Origin of the sequence: Streptomyces sp. NRRL S-340, from assembly GCF_000720185.1 — a bacterium.
In the GTDB taxonomy this organism is placed as follows: domain Bacteria; phylum Actinomycetota; class Actinomycetes; order Streptomycetales; family Streptomycetaceae; genus Streptomyces.
Genome location: NZ_JOIY01000008.1, coordinates 47,731 through 68,346, shown reverse-complemented (window position 1 = coordinate 68,346; position 20,616 = coordinate 47,731). Strand labels below are relative to the sequence as shown.

At 72.6% G+C, this 20,616-nt stretch carries 19 protein-coding genes and 2 pseudogenes; 14 read left to right on the top strand and 7 right to left on the bottom strand.

Going from position 1 to position 20,616, the window contains the following annotated elements; genetic code table 11:
• Positions 1 to 49: 49 nt before the first annotated feature.
• Positions 50 to 469 carry an SRPBCC family protein gene (locus IG64_RS07695; protein ID WP_037853504.1) on the top strand — a complete coding sequence of 140 codons (420 nt, stop codon included), beginning with the start codon at positions 50 to 52 and terminating at the stop codon, positions 467 to 469.
• A gap of 10 nt (positions 470 to 479) precedes the next feature.
• Here the strand turns inward: IG64_RS07695 and IG64_RS41990 are convergent.
• Positions 480 to 611 (bottom strand): annotated as a pseudogene (locus IG64_RS41990) (nuclear transport factor 2 family protein); the annotation flags it as partial.
• A gap of 336 nt (positions 612 to 947) precedes the next feature.
• Positions 948 to 1,220 carry a DUF4190 domain-containing protein gene (locus tag IG64_RS07690; RefSeq protein ID WP_037853503.1) on the bottom strand — a complete coding sequence of 91 codons (273 nt, stop codon included), beginning with the start codon at positions 1,218 to 1,220 and terminating at the stop codon, positions 948 to 950.
• Positions 1,221 to 1,498: 278 nt separating this feature from the next.
• Between IG64_RS07690 and IG64_RS07685 the strand changes: the two genes are divergently transcribed.
• Complete coding sequence (locus tag IG64_RS07685) at positions 1,499 to 1,966, top strand: HIT family protein (protein WP_037853501.1); 468 nt, start codon at positions 1,499 to 1,501, stop codon at positions 1,964 to 1,966.
• Between the two features lie 233 nt (positions 1,967 to 2,199).
• On the top strand, positions 2,200 to 2,733 hold the full coding sequence (locus IG64_RS07680; protein ID WP_037853739.1) for an EF-hand domain-containing protein: 534 nt from the start codon (positions 2,200 to 2,202) through the stop codon (positions 2,731 to 2,733).
• A gap of 317 nt (positions 2,734 to 3,050) precedes the next feature.
• On the opposite strand, the gene IG64_RS07675 is transcribed toward IG64_RS07680, so the two are convergent.
• Positions 3,051 to 3,563 carry a DoxX family protein gene (locus tag IG64_RS07675; RefSeq protein ID WP_267883396.1) on the bottom strand — a complete coding sequence of 171 codons (513 nt, stop codon included), beginning with the start codon at positions 3,561 to 3,563 and terminating at the stop codon, positions 3,051 to 3,053.
• A gap of 281 nt (positions 3,564 to 3,844) precedes the next feature.
• A complete protein-coding gene (locus IG64_RS07670; RefSeq protein WP_234438422.1) occupies positions 3,845 to 4,510 on the bottom strand; it encodes a helix-turn-helix transcriptional regulator in 666 nt (221 codons plus the stop codon).
• Positions 4,511 to 4,722: 212 nt separating this feature from the next.
• Between IG64_RS07670 and IG64_RS07665 the strand changes: the two genes are divergently transcribed.
• The 4 genes and pseudogenes from IG64_RS07665 to IG64_RS41985 all read left to right on the top strand — a co-directional run.
• A complete protein-coding gene (locus IG64_RS07665; protein WP_037853499.1) occupies positions 4,723 to 5,271 on the top strand; it encodes a DUF2231 domain-containing protein in 549 nt (182 codons plus the stop codon).
• A 130-nt stretch (positions 5,272 to 5,401) separates the two neighbouring features.
• Positions 5,402 to 5,857 (top strand): hypothetical protein, encoded by a 456-nt coding sequence (locus IG64_RS07660; protein ID WP_037853497.1) that lies wholly within the window; start codon positions 5,402 to 5,404, stop codon positions 5,855 to 5,857.
• 1 nt (position 5,858) lies between these two features.
• Entirely contained in the window at positions 5,859 to 6,515 is a 657-nt protein-coding gene (gene folE, locus IG64_RS07655) for a GTP cyclohydrolase I FolE (protein ID WP_078883846.1), read from the top strand.
• A gap of 363 nt (positions 6,516 to 6,878) precedes the next feature.
• Positions 6,879 to 7,532 (top strand): annotated as a pseudogene (locus IG64_RS41985) (hypothetical protein); the annotation flags it as partial.
• A gap of 67 nt (positions 7,533 to 7,599) precedes the next feature.
• Here the strand turns inward: IG64_RS41985 and IG64_RS07645 are convergent.
• Complete coding sequence (locus tag IG64_RS07645; RefSeq protein WP_420709898.1) at positions 7,600 to 8,931, bottom strand: amidohydrolase family protein; 1,332 nt, start codon at positions 8,929 to 8,931, stop codon at positions 7,600 to 7,602.
• Positions 8,932 to 9,820: 889 nt separating this feature from the next.
• Between IG64_RS07645 and IG64_RS07640 the strand changes: the two genes are divergently transcribed.
• The 4 genes from IG64_RS07640 to IG64_RS07625 all read left to right on the top strand — a co-directional run bounded on the left by IG64_RS07640 (position 9,821) and on the right by IG64_RS07625 (position 14,420).
• Positions 9,821 to 10,846, top strand: coding sequence for a GntR family transcriptional regulator (locus IG64_RS07640; protein WP_063758762.1), 1,026 nt, complete (start codon positions 9,821 to 9,823; stop codon positions 10,844 to 10,846).
• The gene (locus IG64_RS07635; RefSeq protein ID WP_051812466.1) at positions 10,843 to 12,438 is read left to right on the top strand and encodes an MFS transporter; all 1,596 of its coding nucleotides are present in this window, start codon (positions 10,843 to 10,845) and stop codon (positions 12,436 to 12,438) included. Before IG64_RS07640 ends, IG64_RS07635 begins: the two co-directional genes overlap by 4 nt.
• Positions 12,439 to 12,741: 303 nt before the next feature.
• Positions 12,742 to 13,428: a TetR/AcrR family transcriptional regulator gene (locus IG64_RS07630; RefSeq protein ID WP_037853492.1), complete on the top strand. Its 687-nt coding sequence runs from the start codon at positions 12,742 to 12,744 to the stop codon at positions 13,426 to 13,428.
• Between the two features lie 59 nt (positions 13,429 to 13,487).
• Positions 13,488 to 14,420: an MBL fold metallo-hydrolase gene (locus IG64_RS07625; protein WP_037853489.1), complete on the top strand. Its 933-nt coding sequence runs from the start codon at positions 13,488 to 13,490 to the stop codon at positions 14,418 to 14,420.
• Positions 14,421 to 14,695: 275 nt separating this feature from the next.
• On the opposite strand, the gene IG64_RS07620 is transcribed toward IG64_RS07625, so the two are convergent.
• Positions 14,696 to 15,610, bottom strand: a complete 915-nt coding sequence (locus tag IG64_RS07620) for a LysR family transcriptional regulator (protein ID WP_037853488.1) — start codon at positions 15,608 to 15,610, stop codon at positions 14,696 to 14,698.
• A 214-nt stretch (positions 15,611 to 15,824) separates the two neighbouring features.
• Between IG64_RS07620 and IG64_RS07615 the strand changes: the two genes are divergently transcribed.
• The 3 genes from IG64_RS07615 to IG64_RS07605 all read left to right on the top strand — a co-directional run bounded on the left by IG64_RS07615 (position 15,825) and on the right by IG64_RS07605 (position 18,737).
• On the top strand, positions 15,825 to 16,718 hold the full coding sequence (locus IG64_RS07615) for a 3-hydroxyacyl-CoA dehydrogenase NAD-binding domain-containing protein (RefSeq protein WP_037853486.1): 894 nt from the start codon (positions 15,825 to 15,827) through the stop codon (positions 16,716 to 16,718).
• A gap of 131 nt (positions 16,719 to 16,849) precedes the next feature.
• Positions 16,850 to 17,761, top strand: coding sequence for a hypothetical protein (locus tag IG64_RS07610; protein ID WP_037853483.1), 912 nt, complete (start codon positions 16,850 to 16,852; stop codon positions 17,759 to 17,761).
• Between the two features lie 106 nt (positions 17,762 to 17,867).
• A complete protein-coding gene (locus tag IG64_RS07605; RefSeq protein WP_037853480.1) occupies positions 17,868 to 18,737 on the top strand; it encodes a 3-hydroxyacyl-CoA dehydrogenase family protein in 870 nt (289 codons plus the stop codon).
• Between the two features lie 193 nt (positions 18,738 to 18,930).
• On the opposite strand, the gene IG64_RS07600 is transcribed toward IG64_RS07605, so the two are convergent.
• The gene (locus tag IG64_RS07600; RefSeq protein WP_037853478.1) at positions 18,931 to 20,595 is read right to left on the bottom strand and encodes a sialidase family protein; all 1,665 of its coding nucleotides are present in this window, start codon (positions 20,593 to 20,595) and stop codon (positions 18,931 to 18,933) included.
• Positions 20,596 to 20,616: the final 21 nt, after the last annotated feature.

Here is a 20,616-nt window from a genome sequence, read left to right as displayed (position 1 = left end):
CCCCACCCGCCCCGAAACACCCACCGGCAGCACCATCCGGAGGAACACCATGGCCTCGACGTCCGTCAGCCGCATCGTCCCCGCCTCGCCCGACAGGGTCTGGGGCCTCATCGGCGGCTTCGACGCCCTGCCCGACTGGCTCCCCTACATCCGCGAGAGCACCCCGCTCGAAGGCGGCCGGGTCCGCCGGCTGAAGAACCCCGAAGGCGAGGTCATCAGCGAGCGCCTCGTCGACTTCAACGAGACCGAACGCCACTACAGCTACGCCATCCTGGAGGCGCCCTTCCCCGTCACCGGCTACGTCTCCACCCTCCGCGTCCACACGGTCCCCGGGCAGGAGAACGCCGCCGAGGTCCAGTGGTCCGGCCGCTTCAACCCCGACGGCGCCACCGAGGACGAGGTCACCGACCTGTTCACCGGCATCTACCGCGACGGCCTCGACGCTCTCCACAAGACCCTCACCGCCTGACACCAGCACCATCCGGAGCGAAGAACGGGGCGAGCAGGTCGAACGAAGCCTCGCCGGGGCCTCCTGCCGCCAGGTGCTCGGCCTCAGCCGCATACATGCCGGTAAGAACCCCTACTGATTCCGTGGTGGATGCCGTTGTCATGGCGCCGGAATGGGCACGACGGCAGATCTTGCTGGCGGAAACAAGACATCACTGCGCGGCGCGGTGGATCTCCGCGACAAACCCAGCTCAAGAAAGGCTCGGGGAAGGGAACGGGAATAGGAAGGGGAACGGGAAAGGGTCCAAACGAACGGCCGCGAGGTCTTTCCAGACGGTTCACGCGTGGGCGGTCAGCAGACGATCACCGGCGGCAGTCTCCCTCCCGCCGACGCCCTCCACGCGGCGGCCGGCGCTCCCCAATTTCCCGCCCCGGACAGCCCAGCCCCCGCCACAGGCCCGGCTCGGGGCGTGGCGGGGGCGGGAGCGGGCGGGCACGGGTCAGCCGAAGTTCCAGGTGAAACTGCCGCCGTTGTTGGCCGCGACGGCGAACATCACGACCATGAACACGATGTCGACCACTCCGAGGCCGATGTCCCACTTCGCCATCGCGGAACCGGTCTGACGCAGCGCGACGGCACCGAAGATGATGGCCAGCGGACCGAGGATGACCGGCAGGAAGAAGAGGCCGACTATGCCGCAGACCAGTCCCGCGATCGCCAGTCCGCTGGTCCGGCTCGTCCCGTGTGCGCCCGTGCGACTGTAGGATGACATCGAAATCTCCTGACCTGTCCCGGTTGGCTTCTTTATTCCTTGGGTTCCTTTCTGGTTGCCCGTCCCGGCCGGGTCATGCCTGCGCGGTTCGGGCAAGTGCCTTCATCCGGCCGTAAGTTGCCGTCGCCGCGTCGATGCGGAATAGCTGCCTCCGCGAGCGAAGCCGCGAACGGTACTCCGTCGGGAGCTTTTTGCTCGTCGGCCCCTCGCGGGTCAGGCCTCTGTGTTCAAATGCTGAGCGCGAGCAAGGGGATCAGCGCAGACGGGGGGAAGCGTCGATGGTTGCAGACGCCCGCGCGGCCGGCGGATGTTCGGCGTGTGACCTCACGGCCGGCAGAGCGCCGCTGCCCGGCGGCAACGTGCTGCGGACCGACTCCTGGGTCGTCGAGCACTGCGTCGGGCCACTGGGGCTGGGCACCGTTGTGGTCAAGCCGACTCGGCATGTGGTGCACGTCGCCGAGTTGACCGCGCGGGAATCCGGCGAGCTGGGGCCGTTGCTGCGGCGGGTGAGCGCAGCCGTCACCGAGGTCATGGCCCCGGAGCAGGTGTACGTGTGTTTGTGGTCGCATGCCGGCGGGGTTCCCGGACATGTCCACTTCGTTGTGCAGCCCGTCGGAAGACAGGACATGGCCCGGTTCGGTGCCTCCGGTCCCGCACTGCAGGTGGCTATGGGTGCGGCGGGATATTTCCCCGGGGCGGCGGAAGTGGAGCGGGTCTGCGAGAGGTTGCGGGAAGCCCTCGGCTGAGTTCTGGGTTCCGCAGCCTCCGTCGAGGGGCGGCTTCTCCGTCCTCTTCCGGCAGGAGGCGGGCTTCTCGCGGGGCACCCTCCTGGCGATGAACCGGCGGCCGAAGAGGCAGTTGCACCACCTCCCGGTCGCTGCCACTCGTTCGTGTGAACGCTGCGCATTCGAAGAGCCGGCCGCCCATTGCTCCATAAAGTGGACGGTGCCGAAAAGCGGATGTGAAGGGGTGGGTCCTGATGCAGGCAGAGGCAGTCGACCGGGTCCGGTTGGTGTTCACACTGTTCGACGCCGACGGCAACGGCGCCATCGAGTCCGACGATTTCGAGCTGATGGCCGACAGAGTCGTCGCGGCGGTACCCGAGGCGGACGCCGCCAAGCGCACCGCGATGGCGGGAGCCCTCCGCAGGTTCTGGACGACTCTGGTCACCGAGCTGGACGCCGACGGCGACGGCAACATCAGTTTCGAGGAGTTCCGAGCGATCGTCCTCAGCCCGGAGCGGTTCGCCGGGGCGGTCGACGAGTTCGCCCAAGCGCTCACGGCTGTGACGGACCTGGACGGGGACGGACTGGTCGAGCGCCCGACATTCGTGGCGGTCATGCGGGCCATCGGTTTCGCCCTGCCGAACATCAACGCGCTGTTCGACGCCTTGGAGCCGGTGGGCACAGACCAGGCGTCGGTACCGGCCTGGGCCGAAGCCATCCGGGAGTATTACCGCCCCGACGCGGCGGGCACCGCGGGAGACCTCCTGGTCGGTACCCCGGCGGGCTGAGAACCGCTGGGTGCCCGGCACTCGACGAGTGTTCTGTCCTGGCGGGGGTGTTCCGGGCGTCGCCGGAAGTGCTCCAGGTCGGCTCACGCGAGGTCGCGGGGCGGAGCCACCACCATGTCGCACCGGTCGAGCTGACGACCGCGTCCGGCCTGGCAGCGGCGGACGCCCGACCAGTACGCGGCTGCCTTCGGCGACTGGATCGACGGGCGATCGACGGCGGAGCCGGCCGGCTGATCCCGCCCTCGATCGCATCACGCTCGCGGTGGTCGACCAGGTCGCAGCGCGGCGGCCGGCCGCGGTCAGTGGGTGCTCCGCCCCTACAGAGTGAGCGTGATCGCCGCGGCGATGCCGGCCAGGCCGAGAGCGAAGGCCGCTTCCTTCCAGCCGCCCTTGCCCCAGCGGAAGGGGCGGTCCGCGGCCAGCCGACCCGGCCCGATGGCGACGACGGCCAGCGCGACGACGGCGATGCACACGCTGTACTCGACGCCGCCGTTCGTCTCCCACAGGCCGTGGCCGCCGGTGACCGTGACCATCGCATTGATCATGACACCGATCAGGGCGGCACCGGCCAGGGGCGTCAGCAGTCCCACAGCCAGACCGAGGCCGCCGAGCATCTCGGACATGCCCCCGACCACGGCGAAGAGCCGGCCCGGGTGGTAGCCCAGGGCAGCGAACCCTTTGCCGGTCGCCGTCAGCCCCGGGCCCCCGAAAAGCCCGAAGACTTTCTGTGCTCCGTGTCCGGCCATCAGCAGGCCGAAAGTGAGCCGTAGCAGCAGCAGTCCGCAGTCCGCGGCCGCCGTCGGCACGGCGGTGGGAGCCGACCGGGCCACCGGTCCCGTGGACGAGGCAGGAGACTGCAGAGAGCCCGGAGAGTTCGCGGGCTTCGAAGGGTTCGAAGAGTTCAGGATGTATTTGGTCAACATGACTGTGCTCCGGTTGGAACGCCAGAACGGGCGTTTCCCCCAGCTCGACCGGACATCGAGCACCGGTCACGGGTGCGTGCCGCAGGCGGCGGACACGGGCGGGTCCCCGACCCGCCCGGGCCTTCCGCCGCGGGCACGGTCGTGTGCGCCGGATCGGTGGCGCGCGGGAGCGGGTCGCCGGTGCCGGGTCAGTGGTCCTGGGACATCTGGTCATCACGATCGGTGTCGTTGGGGTCCAGGCGTACGCAGCACGCGCCGGGCTCAGGGGCCAGAACCGCCTCGATGCCGTTGACCTCGAGGCCGGTGAGGTAGCCGCTGAGGAAGGCCTGGTTCATGCCGCAGACCAGGCCGGGGGCCTTCGCGGCCAGCGGGTGGAACGGACAGTTGCGCAGACGCAGCCGGGTGGAGGTCTCCCGGGCGGGTTCGTAGCCGTACTCCTCCAGCAGCCCCTCGCAGGCCGTCAGCCCGCGCTCGGGACCCAGACGTCCGGGACGGGTCTCCTCCCGCGCCGCGGCACCCAGCTGACGGCCACGCTGCCGGGCCGTCCGCAGAGCCGCCTGCGTGGCGTTCTCGTCGGCCTCCTCGGTCAGGACCGCGTCCAGGAGGAGGTCCGCCAGCAGTTCGTGCCGCCGGTCGGGGATGCTGACGGTGATCTGGGCGTCGCTGGGCTCGTAGACCTTGGGCCGCCTGCCGACCTTCCGGATCCCTCCCGGCGTCTCGTAACGGGCGCGCAGCAGACCGGCGTCGACGAGCTTGTCGAGGTGGAAGGCGGCGAGCTTGCGGGAGATCCCCACGCTCTCGGCGGCCTCGTCACGCGTGACCGCGTGACCCGCACGGCGAATGAACGCGAACATACGCCGCCGCGAGTCCTCACTCAGGACACTGACGCATTCGATGGCGCTGTCGGCCGTGCCGGCCGGAGCAGTCCGATCAGAATCCACAACCCCCACCATAACCCCCATCCGCGTGGACACAAATGTTCCCGCCACGCCACTGCCCTCGGCCCCTTGACGGCCCGCTCCAATAAGACCAAGACTTGTTGGTGAAACCAGAGGAGGGAGTTGTGATGTCCGGTGATTCACAGCTTCAGGCCAAACGCCCGGTCAGCGCCTTGCTGGCCGGCCCGTACGGCCATCCGTTCCACCCGGTCCTGGTCACTGTGCCGATCGGCGCCTGGGTGACCAGCCTGGTGTTCGACATCGCCTCCCACGTGGTCCACCGGCCGGGTTTCCTGACCCAGGGCTCGGAGTGGCTGATCGCGGTCGGGGTGGCCGGCGCCCTGCTGGCGGCCCTGGCCGGGTTCCTCGACCTGTTCGCGATCCCCGCGGGGACCCGGGCCTTCCGTACCGCCCTCGTCCACATGACGCTGAACCTGCTGGTGACGGTCGCCTACGCCGTCAACTTCCTGTGGCGCCAGAGCGGCTACACCGGCGGCGCAAGCGTCGGCTGGGGCAGGCTCGCCCTGTCCGCGGTCAGCCTCGCCGTGCTGGGCGTGTCGGGGTTCCTCGGCGGCAGGCTCGCCTACCGCTACGGCGTCCGAGTCGCCGACGAACGCACCCAGGCCGAGGGATACGCCGCCGCCGGGCGCGCGCGCAGCACCCGCCCGGCCGCCTGAGACCGTACGGACCGCACCACGGCCGGTCCGGCGCCGTACGGACCGCGCCACGGCCGGTCCGGCGCCGTACGGACCGCGCCACGGCCGGTGCCGTACGGCCCCTTCGACGCACCTCATTCGGGAGTTCCCCATGGACATCGCCGCACTGATCACCTGGGTGGTCACCGCCCTCGGCGGCTTCTACATGCTCGGCACCTGGATCCAACGCGGCGGAATCCGCCAGCAGCAGTCCGGCGCCAGTCGCCTGCCCGCGCCCGTCGTCTTCGGCCACTTCGCCCTGGCGGCGGTCGGACTGGTGGTGTGGATCGTCTACGTGGTGGCCGACAAGAGCGTCCTGGCCTGGACCTCTTTCGGCCTGTTGCTGCCCGTCGCCCTGCTGGGGTTCGTGATGCTGGCCCGCTGGATCCCGGTCCGCCGCGAGGGCGCCACCGCCGGAGAGCCGGCCGCCGCGACGGCCCCGGGAGCCGACGGGACGGTTCCCGCCGAACGTCACTTCCCCCTGGCGGTCGTCCTGGCCCACGGCGTGTTCGCCGTGGTCACCCTGGTCCTGGTCCTGCTCACCGCCCTCGGGATCGGAGGCAGCTGAGATGACGGAGCACCCGCAGCCGCAGCACGTCACCGGCCGAATACACCCGCGCGACGAGGAAGACACCCCGCCGGCACGGCCCGCCCTGCGGGTCGTGCACGAGCCGGCCGGCATCGACCTGGCCGCGGCTAAGACCGCGGCCGGCCAGTTCCTCGCCGCCCTCGGCATCTCCACCGCCTCCGAGAGCCTGCGCGGCACGCCGGAACGCATGGCCCGCGCCTACGCCGAACTGTTCAGTCCCCGCCCCTTCGATCTGACCACCTTCCCCAACGACGAGGGCTACGACGAACTCGTCCTGGCCCGCCGGATCCCCGTCCGGTCCGTCTGCGAGCACCATCTCCTGCCGTTCGTCGGCACGGCCCACGTCGGTTACCTGCCCGGCGCCCGGATCCTCGGCCTGTCCAAACTGGCACGCGTCGTCGAGCACTTCGCCTGCCGCCCGCAGGTCCAGGAACGTCTGACCAAGCAGGTCGCCGACTGGCTCCAGACCCATCTCGAACCCAAAGGCGTCGGCGTGGTCATCGAAGCCGAGCATTCCTGCATGACCCTGCGCGGTGTCCAGGCCACCGGCTCGACCACCATGACCTCCACCCTGCTCGGACTCCTCCGCTCCGACGCCCGCTCCCGCGGCGAATTCCTCGCCCTCGCCACCCCATGACCGCTCACCGTCCTTGACCGAACGGCCTGCCGCTTCCGGCTTCGGGCCGCGTACCGTACCCGAGGGCGTCCTCCGGGACGGCCCCCACCCGCCCCGCCCCCTTCACCTGTTCCGGGCCGACGTGCACACGTTTCGGCACACCCGGGCCCGGCTGCCGGCCGTCCGCGGGCCGTGGCCGCGCGGGATCCGCGAGAACTCCGCGCAGCACCTGCGCACCGGCCTCTTCCAGCCGCCCCGCGGAAGGCCGGGCCGGTGGTGGCCGTCACGCCCCGCCGTGCAGCGGAACGGCCTGCCGTTCCGCGACGCGGCCCTCGCCGGGAGAGGGGAGGGTGTGGTCCCTTCCCGTCACGGTACGGTCCTGCCATGTTCCGATCAGCCGAGACCGGCCCCTCGCAGTCCGCCGTGACCGCGGACGACCTCGCCCTCGCCGTGCGCCTCGCTGTGGCAGCCCTCCGCGAGGCGCCCCCCGCGGCGTGGAACGGGAAAGCCGGTTCGCTGGAATGGGACTGCTGGGAAACCGTCGAGCACCTCAGCGACGACCTCTTCGCCTACGCCGTGCAACTGGGCCCCAGCACCCCGCCGCTGGACGGCGAGGTGCCCTTCCTTTGGGAGAGCCGGCGGCCCGGCGGTCCCGCGAACGCGATTCACGCCGACCGTGAGGCGGGACCCGCCGGCCTGCTGCAGGTGCTGGAGGCCAGCGGCGCCCTGCTGGTCGCCATGGTGCGCACGGCTCCCCCGCAGACTCGCGCCTACCACGTCTTCGGTGTCTCCGACGCCGAGGGTTTCGCCGCGATGGGGATCGTGGAGGCCCTGGTGCACACGCACGATCTGGCCCAAGGGCTCGGGCTCGCCTGGAACCCGCCCGCCGGTCTCTGCTCCCGGGTGCTCGTCCGGCTGTTTCCGGATGCCCCGCGCACCACGGACCCCTGGCCCACCCTGTTGTGCGGAAGGTCCTTGCAGCGGAGCTGCCAGGGCCTTCCGGCAACGCGGCGAGGGCGCGTGCCGGGCGCCGCCCGCCGGGGCCCACTTTTGTTCGCAGCTCTAAGGCCCGGTGACGGCGGGCGCGGCGGCCGGTCCGGACCGGTCACCGGGCGGTCGTGGCGGGCCGGGAGCGGAGGCGTCCCGGGTGGCGGGCGGAGCCGTCCGGGTCCGGGTCCACGCGTTGGACCCGGGCACGCCGTACGACCTCCGGTCCCGTCTCCGCGGCCTTGCGGACCAGCGCGGGCCCGTCCCAGTCGGTGGGCCAGCCGTGCCACAGCCGGAGCCTGCCGTCCACGAAGACCGCGGTGATCTGGTCGCGGCCGGCCAGCCGGACCAGTTCCCACGACAGGTCGTAGGACGGGGTGAGTTCGGGCACCCGGAGGTCGACGAGCAGGAAGTCGGCGGCCTTGCCGACGGCGATCTCACCCGTCACCTCGCCGAGCCCGAGCGCGTCGGCACCCAGGGCGGTGGCGTGGGCGAGCCACACGCCGCCGGCGCCGCACGCGCAGTCACCGGTCGTCAGGCCGTAGGCCAGACGCTGGGCGCTCTCCGCGGCGTCGACCAGGCGGAAGCCGTCGCCGCGGGTGCCGTCGGTGCCGGTGCCGAAGCGGATGCCCAGGGCCTGCCACATCAGGGCGTGTGCGACGGCGTTGCCCTTCCAGGCGCTGGCCACCGGGTTGTAGCTGACCGCGGCGCCGGTGTCGGCGAGCATGCGCATCTCGTCGGGGGTGAGCAGGGTGGCGTGGGCGCCGAGGGTCTGCGCGTTGAGGGCGCCGATGTGATGCAGGTAGGACACCGGGCGGCGGCCCACGCTCTTGAGCGAGCGTTCCACGGCGGCCAGGTGTTCGTTGACGTGGACCTGGAAGACCGCGCCGGCGTCCGCGCACAGGTCGGCGGTCCTCTTCAGCACCTCGGCGGTGGCGTCCTCGGGGACGGGTATCGCGAGCGAGGGGTGGATCAGCCGGGATCCGCGGAAGCGCTCCAGGTGTGCCTCGCCGCCCTTGCCGTCGGAGACCACCTTGGACAGCACGCAGCGCAGCCCGGCCTCCTCGGCTGCCTGGGCGATGACGCCCACGTCGACGGGCGCGCGGGTGCCGGCGTCGGCGGCGGTGGTGAACCCGCCGCGCAGTGCCTCCAGGGCCGCGAGCTTCGCCGAGAGGTGGGCGGTCTCCTCGTCCAGGGCGTGTTCCAGCGGCTCCCAGACGGTCTTGAAGATCTCCGAGGGCTGTCCGAACGCCTGGGCCTTGCCGAAGCTCTGCGTCAGGTGGTGGTGGGCGTCCACGAAGCCCGGCATGAGCAGGTGGCCCGTCAGCCGCACGACGCGGGCGTCGCGGTGCGCGTCGGTGAGCCGGCGGACCGGTCCGACGGCCCGGAAGGTGCCGTCCTGGACGAGCACCGCGCGGTCCTTGACCGGCCCTTCGGCCAGCAGGACCACGTCGGGTACGAGCAGCAGCCGCTCGGCGCGGAAGTCCTCCGGTCCGGGAGTGCCGTGGCCGTGAGCGCCGTGAGGGTCCTGACCTGCGCGTCCGGCGGCAGCCGCCGGGGCGGACCCGCCGGCGCCGAGCAGGCCGCCGGCTCCGGCCAGTCCGGCCCCGACGACGAAGCCGCGGCGCCCCACGCCGCGCGTCCCGCCGTCCTCGCGGGCCGCTTCCGGCCGCACGCCCCGCCCCGCGTCGGCCCGTCCGCCGGTGCCGTGCCTGCCGTCCTCGCCCACCGCCTCGTCCTTCGGCTGCGACGACCCGTCCTGCGACGCCTGCTGCACCACCGCACGCTCCTTCGTGTTCGCACAGGGAGACCCGGCCGCGCTGGGCGACCGAGCCGGAGGCGCCGACCCTAAGCGAGCCCGTCATGCGGAACAAGAGTTTCGGCAGACGGAACATGAAGGCGGCCTCTGGGCGCGGAGTCCGACCGGCTCCTCATGTCGCTGCTCTCGCGGCGACGAGGTGGCGCAACGGGTCAGCCCCTCCTGCCGCGCCGCACGTCACGGGTGTCAGCGCAGGTCAGGTGGGGTGGCGTAACGTGCCGGAAACATCGGCGCCCTAGCTTGGGCGGAACCCGCGGGGCCCGGCAAGCCGAACACGGTCCGTCCCGGCCGGCCCCGTGGACGGCGTACGGGCACGGTCCCTGACGGCCGGTCCGGTGGACGGCGTACGGGCGGCCCGTGGTGCCCTGCCGGGACGGTCGGCCCGATCGGCGGCTGCTCCGAGACGCGCGGCCCCCTCGCGGTCACCGCCACGCGTGGCGTCCGCGGCCGCTGAGGCGCGCCGGACCCGCGTGTACGCCCGTCCCGTCCGTCCCCGCCCCCCACGCGTTGCGGAGGTCCCATGAACGCCTCGCCCACCGAGCCCGCGCTCCCGGACGCCGACCCGGGACCGGGCGGACCGCGTGCGCGGGGTCCGGCACCGGAGAGCCTGCGGCGGACCCGGGCGGACCGGGCCCGGCAGGTCGCCGACGTGCTCCGGCGTCAGATCGCCTCCGGGGAGTTCGCCTCGGGCATGCTGCCGGACGAGCGGGTGCTGATCGCAGACTTCGCGGTGTCGCGCAACACCGTCCGCGAGGCGCTGGGCGTGCTGCGCGCCGAGGGCGTGCTGGAGCGGCGCCAGGGGGTGGGCACGGTGATCGTGCGGCGGCCCTACGAGCACACGCTGGAGCGGCTGACCGGCCTGGCCGAGACGCTGCGCGCGCACGGCGAGGTGACCAACCGGGTGCGAATCGCGGACCTGGTGCGCCCGCCCGGTGAGGTGGCGCGCAAGCTGCACGTGCCCGACGGCGGGCAGGTGGTCTACATCGAACGGCTGCGGCTGCTGGACGGCGTGCCGCTGTCCCTCGACCTGACCTACCTGGCCGCGGACATCGGGCTGCCGCTGCTGGCCGCCGACCTGGCCGGGCGGGACCTGTTCGGTCTCATCGAGCAGTCCACCGGCGGCCGGCTCGGCTCGGCGAGTGTCACCGTGCACGCGGTGGGCGGTGACCCGCACACGTGCGCGCTGCTGGACATCCCGGCCGGCTCGGCGCTGTTCACCGTGGAACGGCTGACCAGACTGCCCGACGGGCGCCCGGTGGACCTGGAGTTCCTGCGCATCCGCGGCGACCGGCTGGCTTTCCGTGCCGAACTCGTCCGCGCCGCCCCGGACCTCCCTGACTCGTCCACCGGTCCGGACCCGTACGCCGGTCCGGGCTCGCGCACCGCGCCGGACCGCCACACCGACCCTGCATCACCCGCCGGCCCAGCCCCGCACACCGGTCCGGACCCGGACGCCGGTCCGGACCCGGACGCCGGTCCCGGCACGGACAGCGGTCCGGGCCCGCGCGACGACGATCGCGTACGACGGACAGGAGGCGAACGGTGAACTCCGGCCCCAGGACCACAGGCAGGGCGGCGTCCGGGCCGGCCGGGCCCGCGCAGGCGGGCAGGGCGGGGGCCGCGTCCGGCACCCGGGGCGCCCTCGCCGCCCAGGGCCCCGGACCGCTGACCGTCGCCGTGATGTGTCTGTGCGTCACCTTGGTGGTGGGCATGGTCTCCGCGGTGAACCTCGCCGTCCCCGCGCTGTCGCGCAGCGCGCTGCGCCCGTCGGCCGAGTCGGTGATGTGGGTGGTCGACGGCTACGTGGTGTTCTTCGCCTGCCTGCTCGTCCCGGGCGGCGCGCTCGCCGACCGGCTCGGCCGCAGGCGGGTCCTGGCCACGGGCATGGGCCTGTTCACCGCGGGATGCGTGCTGTGCGCCGTGGCGCCGGGCATCGGGGCGGTGATCGCGGGCCGGATGGTGAGCGGTGTGGGCGCCGCGGCGGTGCTGCCGACGACGCTGGCCCTGATGGTGGACGGCGCGCCGGCGTGCCGCCGGCCGCGGCTGGTGGCGGTGTGGGCGTCGATGACGGGTCTGGCGGCCGTGCTGGGCAACGTGGGCGGCGGCGCGGCGCTGCAGACCGGCTCGTGGCGGGCGGTGTTCTGGTGCGTGGTGCCGCTGTCGCTGGCGGCGCTCGTCCTGGTGGTGGCGTTCTCCCCGGCACCACCGCGGCACGACCGGCCGGTGTCGGTGGTGTCGGCGGGCCTGCTGACGGCGGGATTCCTCGCGCTGCTGTCGGGCATCGTCTCCGGCCCGCAGGCGGGCTGGGTCAGCACGCGGGTGCTGGGCGGCTTCGGTGCCGCGGCGGTGCTGCTGGCGGCCTGGGCCGGCTGGGAGCTGCGACGTGAGCATCCGATGCTGGACCCGCGGCTGTTCACCGTGCCGGTGGTGCGGGCGGGGGCGGTCGGGATGGCGCTGGTGTTCGTCGGGATGTTCGGCCTGTTCTACGTCAACGGGCAGTATCTCCAGTACGCCAAGGGCTGCTCGCCGCTGGGGGCGGGGGTGCGGCTGCTGCCGATGGCGGGTGCGCTGCTGCTCGCACCGCGTTGGGCGGTGGCTGCGCAGCGGAGTACCGGCCCACGGGTGACGCTCGGGTTCGGGCTGGCGGTGCTGGCGGCCGGTCTGGGCACGGTCTCGCTGGTCGGCCCGGACACCCCGTACGTCCTGTACGCGTTCGGGGCGACGCTCACCGCGGCCGGGTGCGGCCTGGCCACGCCGCTGCTGTCGCACGGCATGATGTCCGCGCTGCCGGCGCACCGGGCCGCGGTGGGCTCGGGGTTGCAGAGCCTCGCGCGGGAGCTGGGCAGCGCACTGGGGGTCGCGGTCGGCGGCAGCGTGGTGACCGGGGTGTTCACCGCGGGCCTCCCGGAGCCGCTGCGCGGGCCCGGCGCGCCGACGACCGTACCCGCCGCCGAGCAGCGCCTGGCCGCCCAGGGTCCGACCTCGCCCGGCCTGCGGCACGCCGTCGTCACGGACTTCACCACTTCCCTCGACACCGCGATGCGCGTGCTGGCCGTCCTGGTGGTGGCGGTCGGCGTCCTGGTGGTCGCCTGGTACCCGCGCCGCGAGCCCCGGGGTGCGGGCGAAGACGGCGGGTGAAGGAAGGGGCCGGGCACGCGGCCGAGACGCTCTGCCGGGTCTTGCCGAGGGGTTTGTCCCGCCCCAATTGGACTGTACTGCAAAGTAAAAGACCGGCTGAGGTCCGGGCGTGACGGCAGCCGGCCGTTCGCCGGCGGCGGGCACGGTCCGCCGCCGGGAATCCGCCTTGGGCGCCACTGCGACCGGCTGCTTCACGGCCGCCGAGGCACCGGCCGGCCCGCCGCTCCCGTGCGGAGCGCGGCCACCGCACGGGCACCCCGGCCGGGCAGGCTCACCCGGCATGCGAGCGAGGAGCGGGACGGCATGAGCGGACGACCGAGCGCGGACCGGCCCGGGACGCGGCGCGAAGAACGCGGGGGCCGCGGGCCGGCCTCCGCGGAGAAGATCCTCGCGGCGGCGAAGGAACTCTTCCTCGCCGACGGCTACGACGGCGTCAACCTGGAGCGGATGGCCGAGCGCGCCGGAGTCTCCCGGCAGACCGTCTACAACCGCTTCGGGTCCAAGGAGACGGTCTTCCGGGAGATGATCCGCCGCCACTGGTCGACGTTCACCGGCCCGGACCGCCGGCTCGTCGAAAGTCCCCCCGGTTCGAGCGTCGCGGACGTTCTGCGCGGGTTCGCCCGGTCCCTCCAGCGCTTCGCCGCCGAGACGGACCAGATCCGTTTCGCCCGGCTCGTGGTGAGCGAGTCGGGGCGTCTGCCGTGGATCGCCGAGGAGTTCTACCGGCTGGGCAAGGGACCCATCGCGGACGCGTTCACGGACTGCCTCGACGACCTGGTCCTCGGCGGCCGTCTGCGGTGCCCGGACACCCGCCTGGCGGCCCGCCAGTTCATGGGCCTGATCCAGGAGTTCCTCGTCTGGCCGAGGGTGATGGCCTTCGAGACGGAGACGGCCGGCCAGCCCTCGGCGGACGTGGTGATCGAGGAGGCCGTACGCACCTTCCTGGCCCGTTACGCACCCGCGCCGGACGGACCGGCGCACACCGCCTGAACCGCCCGGCGCCCGGTCCCCCGACCGCCGCATCCCATACCCGTCCTCGAGGACCTGGTATGCCCGCAGACACCATCACTCTCGGCAACGTGGAGATCACCCGCGTCGTCGAATGGTCCGGCCCCGTCCGTACCGCCCGCTTCGTCATCCCCGGGAGCGACGAGCACACCTGGCGACGCAACCAGGAGTGGCTGGAACCCGACTTCTGGACGGCGGCCGACGACGCCTACCACTGCCGCATCCAGACCTGGGTCCTGCGCAGCGAGGGCAGGACCATCCTGGTGGACACCGGGGTCGGCAACGACCGGGAGCGCCCGCAGGTACCGCAGTTCGCCGGACTGAAGACCGACTTCCCCGACCGCCTGCGCGCGGCCGGCGTCGCGCCCGAGGACGTCGACGTCGTCGTGAACACCCACATCCACTACGACCACGTCGGCTGGAACACCGAGCTGCGCGACGGCGAATGGGTCCCCGCCTTCCCCAACGCCACGTACCTGATCCCCCGCGCCGACAACGCCTACTTCGACCCGCAAGGCCCTGGTCGCGGCAGGGCACCGCGCGACGACCACGAGCGCGTCCGCTGGGAGGGCAGCAAGCTCGTCTTCGACGACAGCATCGCCCCCGTCCACCGCAGCGGGCAGGCGGTGCTGTGGGAGGGCGCCCACCGCATCGACTGCAACCTGCTGCTGGAGGCCGCGCCGGGTCACACTCCCGGCTCCTCCGTCCTCACCCTGCGCTCGGGCACCGACCGCGCCGTCTTCGTCGGGGACATGCTGCACAGCCCCGTCCAGGTCCTCGAACCCGCGTGGAACAGCTGCTTCTGCGACGACCTCACCCTCGCGGCCCGGACCCGCGCCTCCTACCTCTCCCGCGCCGCCGAGTTGCGCGAACTCGTCATTCCGGCCCACTGGCCGGGACACGGAGCCGCCGAGATCAGACAGGACGGTGACACCTTCGCCATCGCCGCATGGGCCGGCTTCCCGCGCGGCTGATCCCGGCGGGCCGGCCGTCTCCTCCAGGGAGCGGCAGCTGACGTCGTCACGGCCGGACGCAGGGGCGCCGTCCGGCGCCGCCGCCGCTGCCGCTGCCGCTCAGCGGGATCAAGGTCTCAAGCCGGACGTCCTTGAGCCAGGAGCGCAGCAGGCCGCGGTGCGGGGCCGCTCCGCGGGCCCGTGGCCCGCACTCCGTCCGGCCCTTGCGTGTGCGGGGGCTCGTGGCAGCGCCTCCACGACGACGGTCAGCGACCGTCCCGACCTCCCCGACGGGGTCAGCGGGTCCGGAGCTGTGCGTTGCGGGCCACCGCGAGGAGACGGATCACCGCGGGGTCGGCGTCGGGACGGTGGAGGGCGTGCACTGCCGTGTCGAGGTGCCCGGAGCGCCCGCGGAGCGGTACCAGTCGTACCCCGGCGAAGGCGAGGTGACGCAGGCCTTCGGGGGCGAGGCTGACGCAGAGGCCCGCGCCGACGTAGCTGAACAGGCCGCTGAGGTCGTCGGCCACGGCCACCGCCCGGGGGGTGAATCCGGCTTCGCGGCAGGCGACGTGGACCTGCTCGGCCAGCGCCGGGAGTGCGACCGGGTCGGGCAGGACGAAGTCCTCGTCGGCGAGCTGCGCGAGATCGATGCCGTCCGCCTCGGCCAGCCGGTGGCCGTCAGGCAGGGCGGCGCCGATCCGCTCGGTGGCGATGACGGTGCTGACGAGGTCGCCGGTGAGCCGGGCCGGGTCGCGGACGAATCCGAGGTCCAGGGTCCCGCCGCGGACCTGGTCGACCACGCCGGCCGAGGAGTCGTGCTGCAGGTGGACACGGAGTTCGGGCAGGTGGGCTGCCGCGGCCTGCAGCATGGCGGGGAGGTAGAGGTAGCTCAGCAGGCTCACGTATCCGACCCGCACCTCTCCCCTGATGCCCGACGCCACGCGGCGGGCCCGGGCCACGGCCGCGGTCTGCAGGTCGAGCAGGCGCTGCGCGTCGGTGGCGAATCCCTCGCCGGCCGCGGTCAGCCGGACACCGCCGGGTCCCCGGTCGAGAAGGCGCGCCCCGACCGTGCGTTCCAGCCGCTGGATGGACTGGCTGAGCGGCGGCTGGCTCATGCCGAGCCGTTCGGCGGCCCTGCCGAAGTGTTTCTCCTGAGCGACCACGAGGAACTGTTCGAGGAGCCGGCGCGACAGGCTGATATCACTGGGCATATCACTCACTAGATAATCATATATTGGACAGACCCGACCTATCGGGTGTCCACTTGGTCACCGGAACCGCCCGCCGGAGTGCGCGGCACTGAACGCCCCCGTTCAGTCCAGCCCGCTCACCTCTTACCGCTCCCGTCCCTTCGTCCGAGACGGCGACGGTCGCCGGGCCGGGCCCGTGCCAGTTCTTCTCCGCCCTTTTTCCGAGGTGATTCACATGGCGGTCGTGACGATCGTCGGCGCCGGTGTCATCGGTCTCTCCTGGGCCCGTCTGTTCGACGAGGCCGGCTGGGAGGTACGCGTCACCGACCCGCGGCCCGACCTGCGCGAACTGGTGCGGCGGGAGCTTCCGGGCCGTCCGGTGACCGCGACCGCCGACCTGGCCGCCGCCGCGAGCGGGGCGGACTTCGTGCAGGAGGCCGGGCCGGAGCGGATCGAGGTCAAGGAGGAGATGTTCGCGGCCCTGGCCGCGCACACACGGGACGACGTGGTGCTGGCCTCCTCCTCTTCGTCCCTGCTGCCCTCGGTCATCGCCCGGGGCAACCCGGCGGCCGGCCGGATCGTGATCGGGCACCCGTTCAACCCGCCGGAACTCATGCCGCTGGTGGAGGTGGTGCCCGGGCCGCGGACGGCCGCGGGAACGGTCGAGCGGGCACTCGAGGTGTACCGCGGTCTCGGCAAGCTGCCGATCCGGCTGGACAAGGAGATCCCCGGCTTCGTCGGCAACCGCCTGCAGAAGGTCTTCAACGACCAGGCGGTGTACCTCGTGCAGCAGGGCGTCATCGGCGTCCGGGAACTCGACGACCTCGTCCGCGCCTCGCTGGGACTGCGCTGGGCGGTGACGGGACCGTTCGAGAGCGGGTCACTGGGCGGCGGTCCCGCCGGCATGCGCCATCTGGTCGAGCACGTCGGCTCGCAGATGACCTTCGAGACCGGCACCCCGGACCCGGCCCGCCTGGGCGAGGTCCTCGACGCCGTCGAAGAGGCCTACGGCACCGGGGAAGCAGCCTACGAACGCCTCGCGGACCGGCGCGACGAGCGCACCCGTTCCGTCCTCGGGCCGCTCGGCTGGCAAGGTCCCGCGCCCCGGGACGGCAAGACGCGAGGGTGACCGCGCCGGAGCGCAGAGGACCGCCCCGGACGGAAGACGCCCGCGCCGGAGCCGGAAAGACCGCGCCCACGCCCCTTCCGCCCACCGGGGCGGGGCCACGCCACCGAGGCAACAGAGCAAGGAAAGCCATCATGCCGAAAACACTGCTCGCGCTGCAGATCCTGCCGGGGAAGGTGCTGCGGGTGAGTCTTCCGGACGGCCGGGTGCACACCCTCCTGGAGGACGCCGGTCCCGCCCCGGACGGCATCACCGCGGACTCCGCCGCCGTCTACTGGACGACGATGGGCACTCCCGTGAGCGATCCCCGCGTGCCCGGCGAAGCGGGCCAGGACTTCTCCCGCCCCGACGGCGGCGTGCACGCCCTGGGCCCGGACGGCGGACAACGGCGCGACCTGGTCCCGCCCGGGGCGATGACCACGGGCAAGCAGCTCACCACCGACGGGGCCGGCACCCTGTACTGGGGCGACCGCGAGGGACGCCGCGTCAGCCGGGTCCGGGCCGACGGCACCGGCCTGACCGACCTCGTGGTCAATCCTCCCGAGGACGGGATCACGGGCGAGTGTGTCGGCGTGGCGGTCGACCCCGCCCGAGGGCACCTGTACTGGACGCAGAAGGGGCCGGCCAAGGGCGGCAGGGGCCGGATCCTGCGCGCCGGGCTGGACATCCCCGCCGGACAGACCGCCGCGGACCGCACGGACATCGAAGTGCTGTGGAGCGACCTGCCCGAGCCCATCGACCTGCACCTGCACGGCGACCGGCTGTACTGGACCGACCGCGGGGCCCCGCCCGCCGGGAACACGCTCAACCGTGCTCCCCTGCCGCCCGCCGGAGCCGCGGGACAGCGCCCCGAGATCCTCGCCGACGGGTTCGAGGAGGCGATCGGCCTCGCCGTCGACGGCGAGGCCGGCATCGCCTACGTCTCCGACCTCCACGGCCACATCCGCGCGGTTCCGCTGCCGGACGGTCCTGCCGCCGGCCAGGAGCCGCGCGACATCGTCCGGCTCCCGTACCCCCTGACCGGACTGTGCCTGGTGGAGCGCTAGACAGCGCTCTCGCACCGGCACCGGCCGCCCCGCGACGGCGCGGAGAGCGCGGTGGCCGCCGCGCTCTGCGCACACCGCGACACCCGACGAAGCACAGGAGACAGACATGGCATTCACCCTCCCCCAGGACATCCGGAACCGGCCGGTCGCCGTCATCGGCGCCGGCACGCTCGGCCGGCGGATCGCCCTCATGTTCGCCACTCGCGGCGGTCTCGTACGGATCTACGACAGGTCCCCGGAGCCGAGCGCGGCGGCGCGGGCCTACGTCGAGGAGCACGTGCGCGAGATCGCGGCCGGACTCGACGGCGGAGAACCGGGCCGGGTCGCGGTCACCGACGACCTGACCGAAGCACTGCTGGACGCCTGGCTGGTCGTGGAGGCGGTCCCGGAACGCCTCGACCTGAAGAAGGAGATCTTCGGGGAACTGGACCGGGCGGCCGGGCCCGACACCATCCTGGCCAGCAACTCCTCGTCGTACGCGACCGGTGAGTTCATCGACCGGGTCGCACACCCCGAGCGGGTGCTGAACATGCATTTCTACATGCCGCCGCAGCAGAACGCGGTGGACCTCATGTCCGACGGACACACCGACCCGGGGATCGTCGACCTGCTCCGGCGTGAACTCCCGCGCTTCGGCATCTTCCCGTTCCTGGCGCGCAAGGAGTCCACCGGCTTCATCTTCAACCGCGTCTGGGCCGCCATCAAGCGCGAGGCGCTCGCGGTCGTGGCCGAGGGGGTCTCCACCCCCCAGGACGTGGACGAGATGTGGAAGATCAACACGGGCCTCGGGGCCGGCCCCTTCAGGATGATGGACCAGGTCGGCCTCGACGTCGTCCTGGACATCGAGAACCACTACGCGCAGGAACGCCCCCACCTGCCCTCGGGCCCCAGGGAACTGCTGAGGAAGTACGTCGACGCGGGACACCTGGGCGTCAAGTCGGGCCAGGGCTTCTACACCTACGACACCCCGCGGTGACGCCGCGGCCGCCCGGCCGCGCAACGGGCCGCCACCTCCGGCGCCGGTCCAGCGCATCCCGGTGGCCGGTCCAGCACCCCCGGATGGCGGCGCCCGCAACGGATCCCTGTCCCTCTCCGGATCCCGTGCGGCTCTCCCCGGGACGTGCTGGACCGGCCGGCCTACGGCTTGGCCGCGGCCGCCGGATGACCTGCTACGCGGGCAGGTTCCACTTCTGGGTGCCGAGGCCGTTGCAGTCGTAGATCTGCAGCTTCGTGCCGTTGGCGGTGCCGCCGGACGGGATGTCCAGGCAGCGGCCGGACTGCGGGTTCAGCAAAGAGCCGTCGGGCTGGTGGCGCCACTGCTGGCCGCCGACACCCGCGGCGCAGTCCCACAGCTGCACCTTGCTGAAGTTGGCGGTGGCGTTGGCGTCGATGTCCAGGCACTTGCCGAACGCGCGCAGAGTGCCGTCAGGGGCGACGGACCAGCGCTGGCCGGTGGCCGTGTTGCAGTCCCACAGCTGGGCGGCCTTGCCGTTGCCGTTGGTGTTGGTGTCGACGTCGAGACACTTGCCCGCCGTCCACGGCGTCGTGACCTGCCCCACCGGGCCGCCGAGCGCACCGGTGCCGAAGCGGACCTGGCACTGGTTGCCGGTGCCGAGCCAGGTGGCGCTGAGGTAGAGGAAGGAGGTGCCGTCGGCGCCCGGGACGATCGGTGAGCTGTAGCCCGGGCAGGACGGTTCACCGCTGTTGTAGCCGCCGGTCGGCGCGGTCAGCACCGGGGCCTCCACCTCGGTCCACTCCCCCGCGCCCAGGCGGGTGTTGGCGAACACCACGGTGCCCGACTCGGCCATCACGGCCTTGTTCCCGGTGGGTCCGGTGACGACGCGCTGCCCGGACAGGAGGAGGGTGCCCTGCGGTCCGCCGCCCGGGGTCCAGGCCAGGTAGGGGGTGTGCAGCAGTTGCCGCCCGTCGGCGGTCCGCACCAGGGTTCCCGGGTTGTCGGCGGGTGCCCAGTTCAGACCGTCGGGGCTGGTCTTGGTGTACACCTCGCAGGCGTGGTCGGCGTCGGTGGCGTCCCGGCACATCTCGTACGCCATCATGAACGTCCCGTTCGGCAGCGGGACGACCACGGACATGCCGGGGCGGGCGAGGTTGTCGGCGGGGAAGGCGACGTCCTGGGTGAGGGCGCCGCTCCAGGTGTGTCCGCCGTCGGTGGACGTGTAGTGCCCGATGACCTGGTTGTTGGTGGGGCTGTTCGCGGGTCGCTCGTCGGAGATGAAGCAGGCCAGCGTGTTGTTCGGGGCGAGCAGGAACCAGGGCTCCCAGATCCCGTGCCCGATGGTGTTCGGCAGGCCGCTGGTGCGGGTGCAGTCGGACAGGTACTGCCAGCTCTGTCCCTGGTCGGTGCTCTTGAAGACCTCGATCTTCTGCGTGGTGTAGTCGCCGGCCTTCCAGGCGGTGCCGGCGGCGAGCAGGTCGCCCTGGTTCAGGCCGTTCGCGGTGCGCGGTACCTCGTAGAGGACGGGTGCCTCGATGTCCCATCCGGCGGTGTGCGAGGCGATCGTCGAGATGGGCGCGGCGCTCCAGGTGCGGCCGCCGTCGGTGCTGCGGTGGATCGGCAGCACGTTGACGGAGCCCTGGTTGCGCTGGGCGTAGGTGGCCAGCATGGTCCGGCCGGACGAGCCGTCGTGGTCGAGGCGGACGGCGCGCGGGTAGCTGTCGTCGCCCTGCGGGTGTGCCGCCAGGTCGGGGGAGGCCAGTACCTGGCCGGCGGGGGCGGCCGAGGCGGGCTGCGCCCACAGGGACAGCAGCGCCCCGAGCAGGGCGAGGACGCCGAGCAGGGCGGGTGATCTGCGTCCGGGTGACTGCGTACGCACAGATCGACTCCTTTCGGTGGT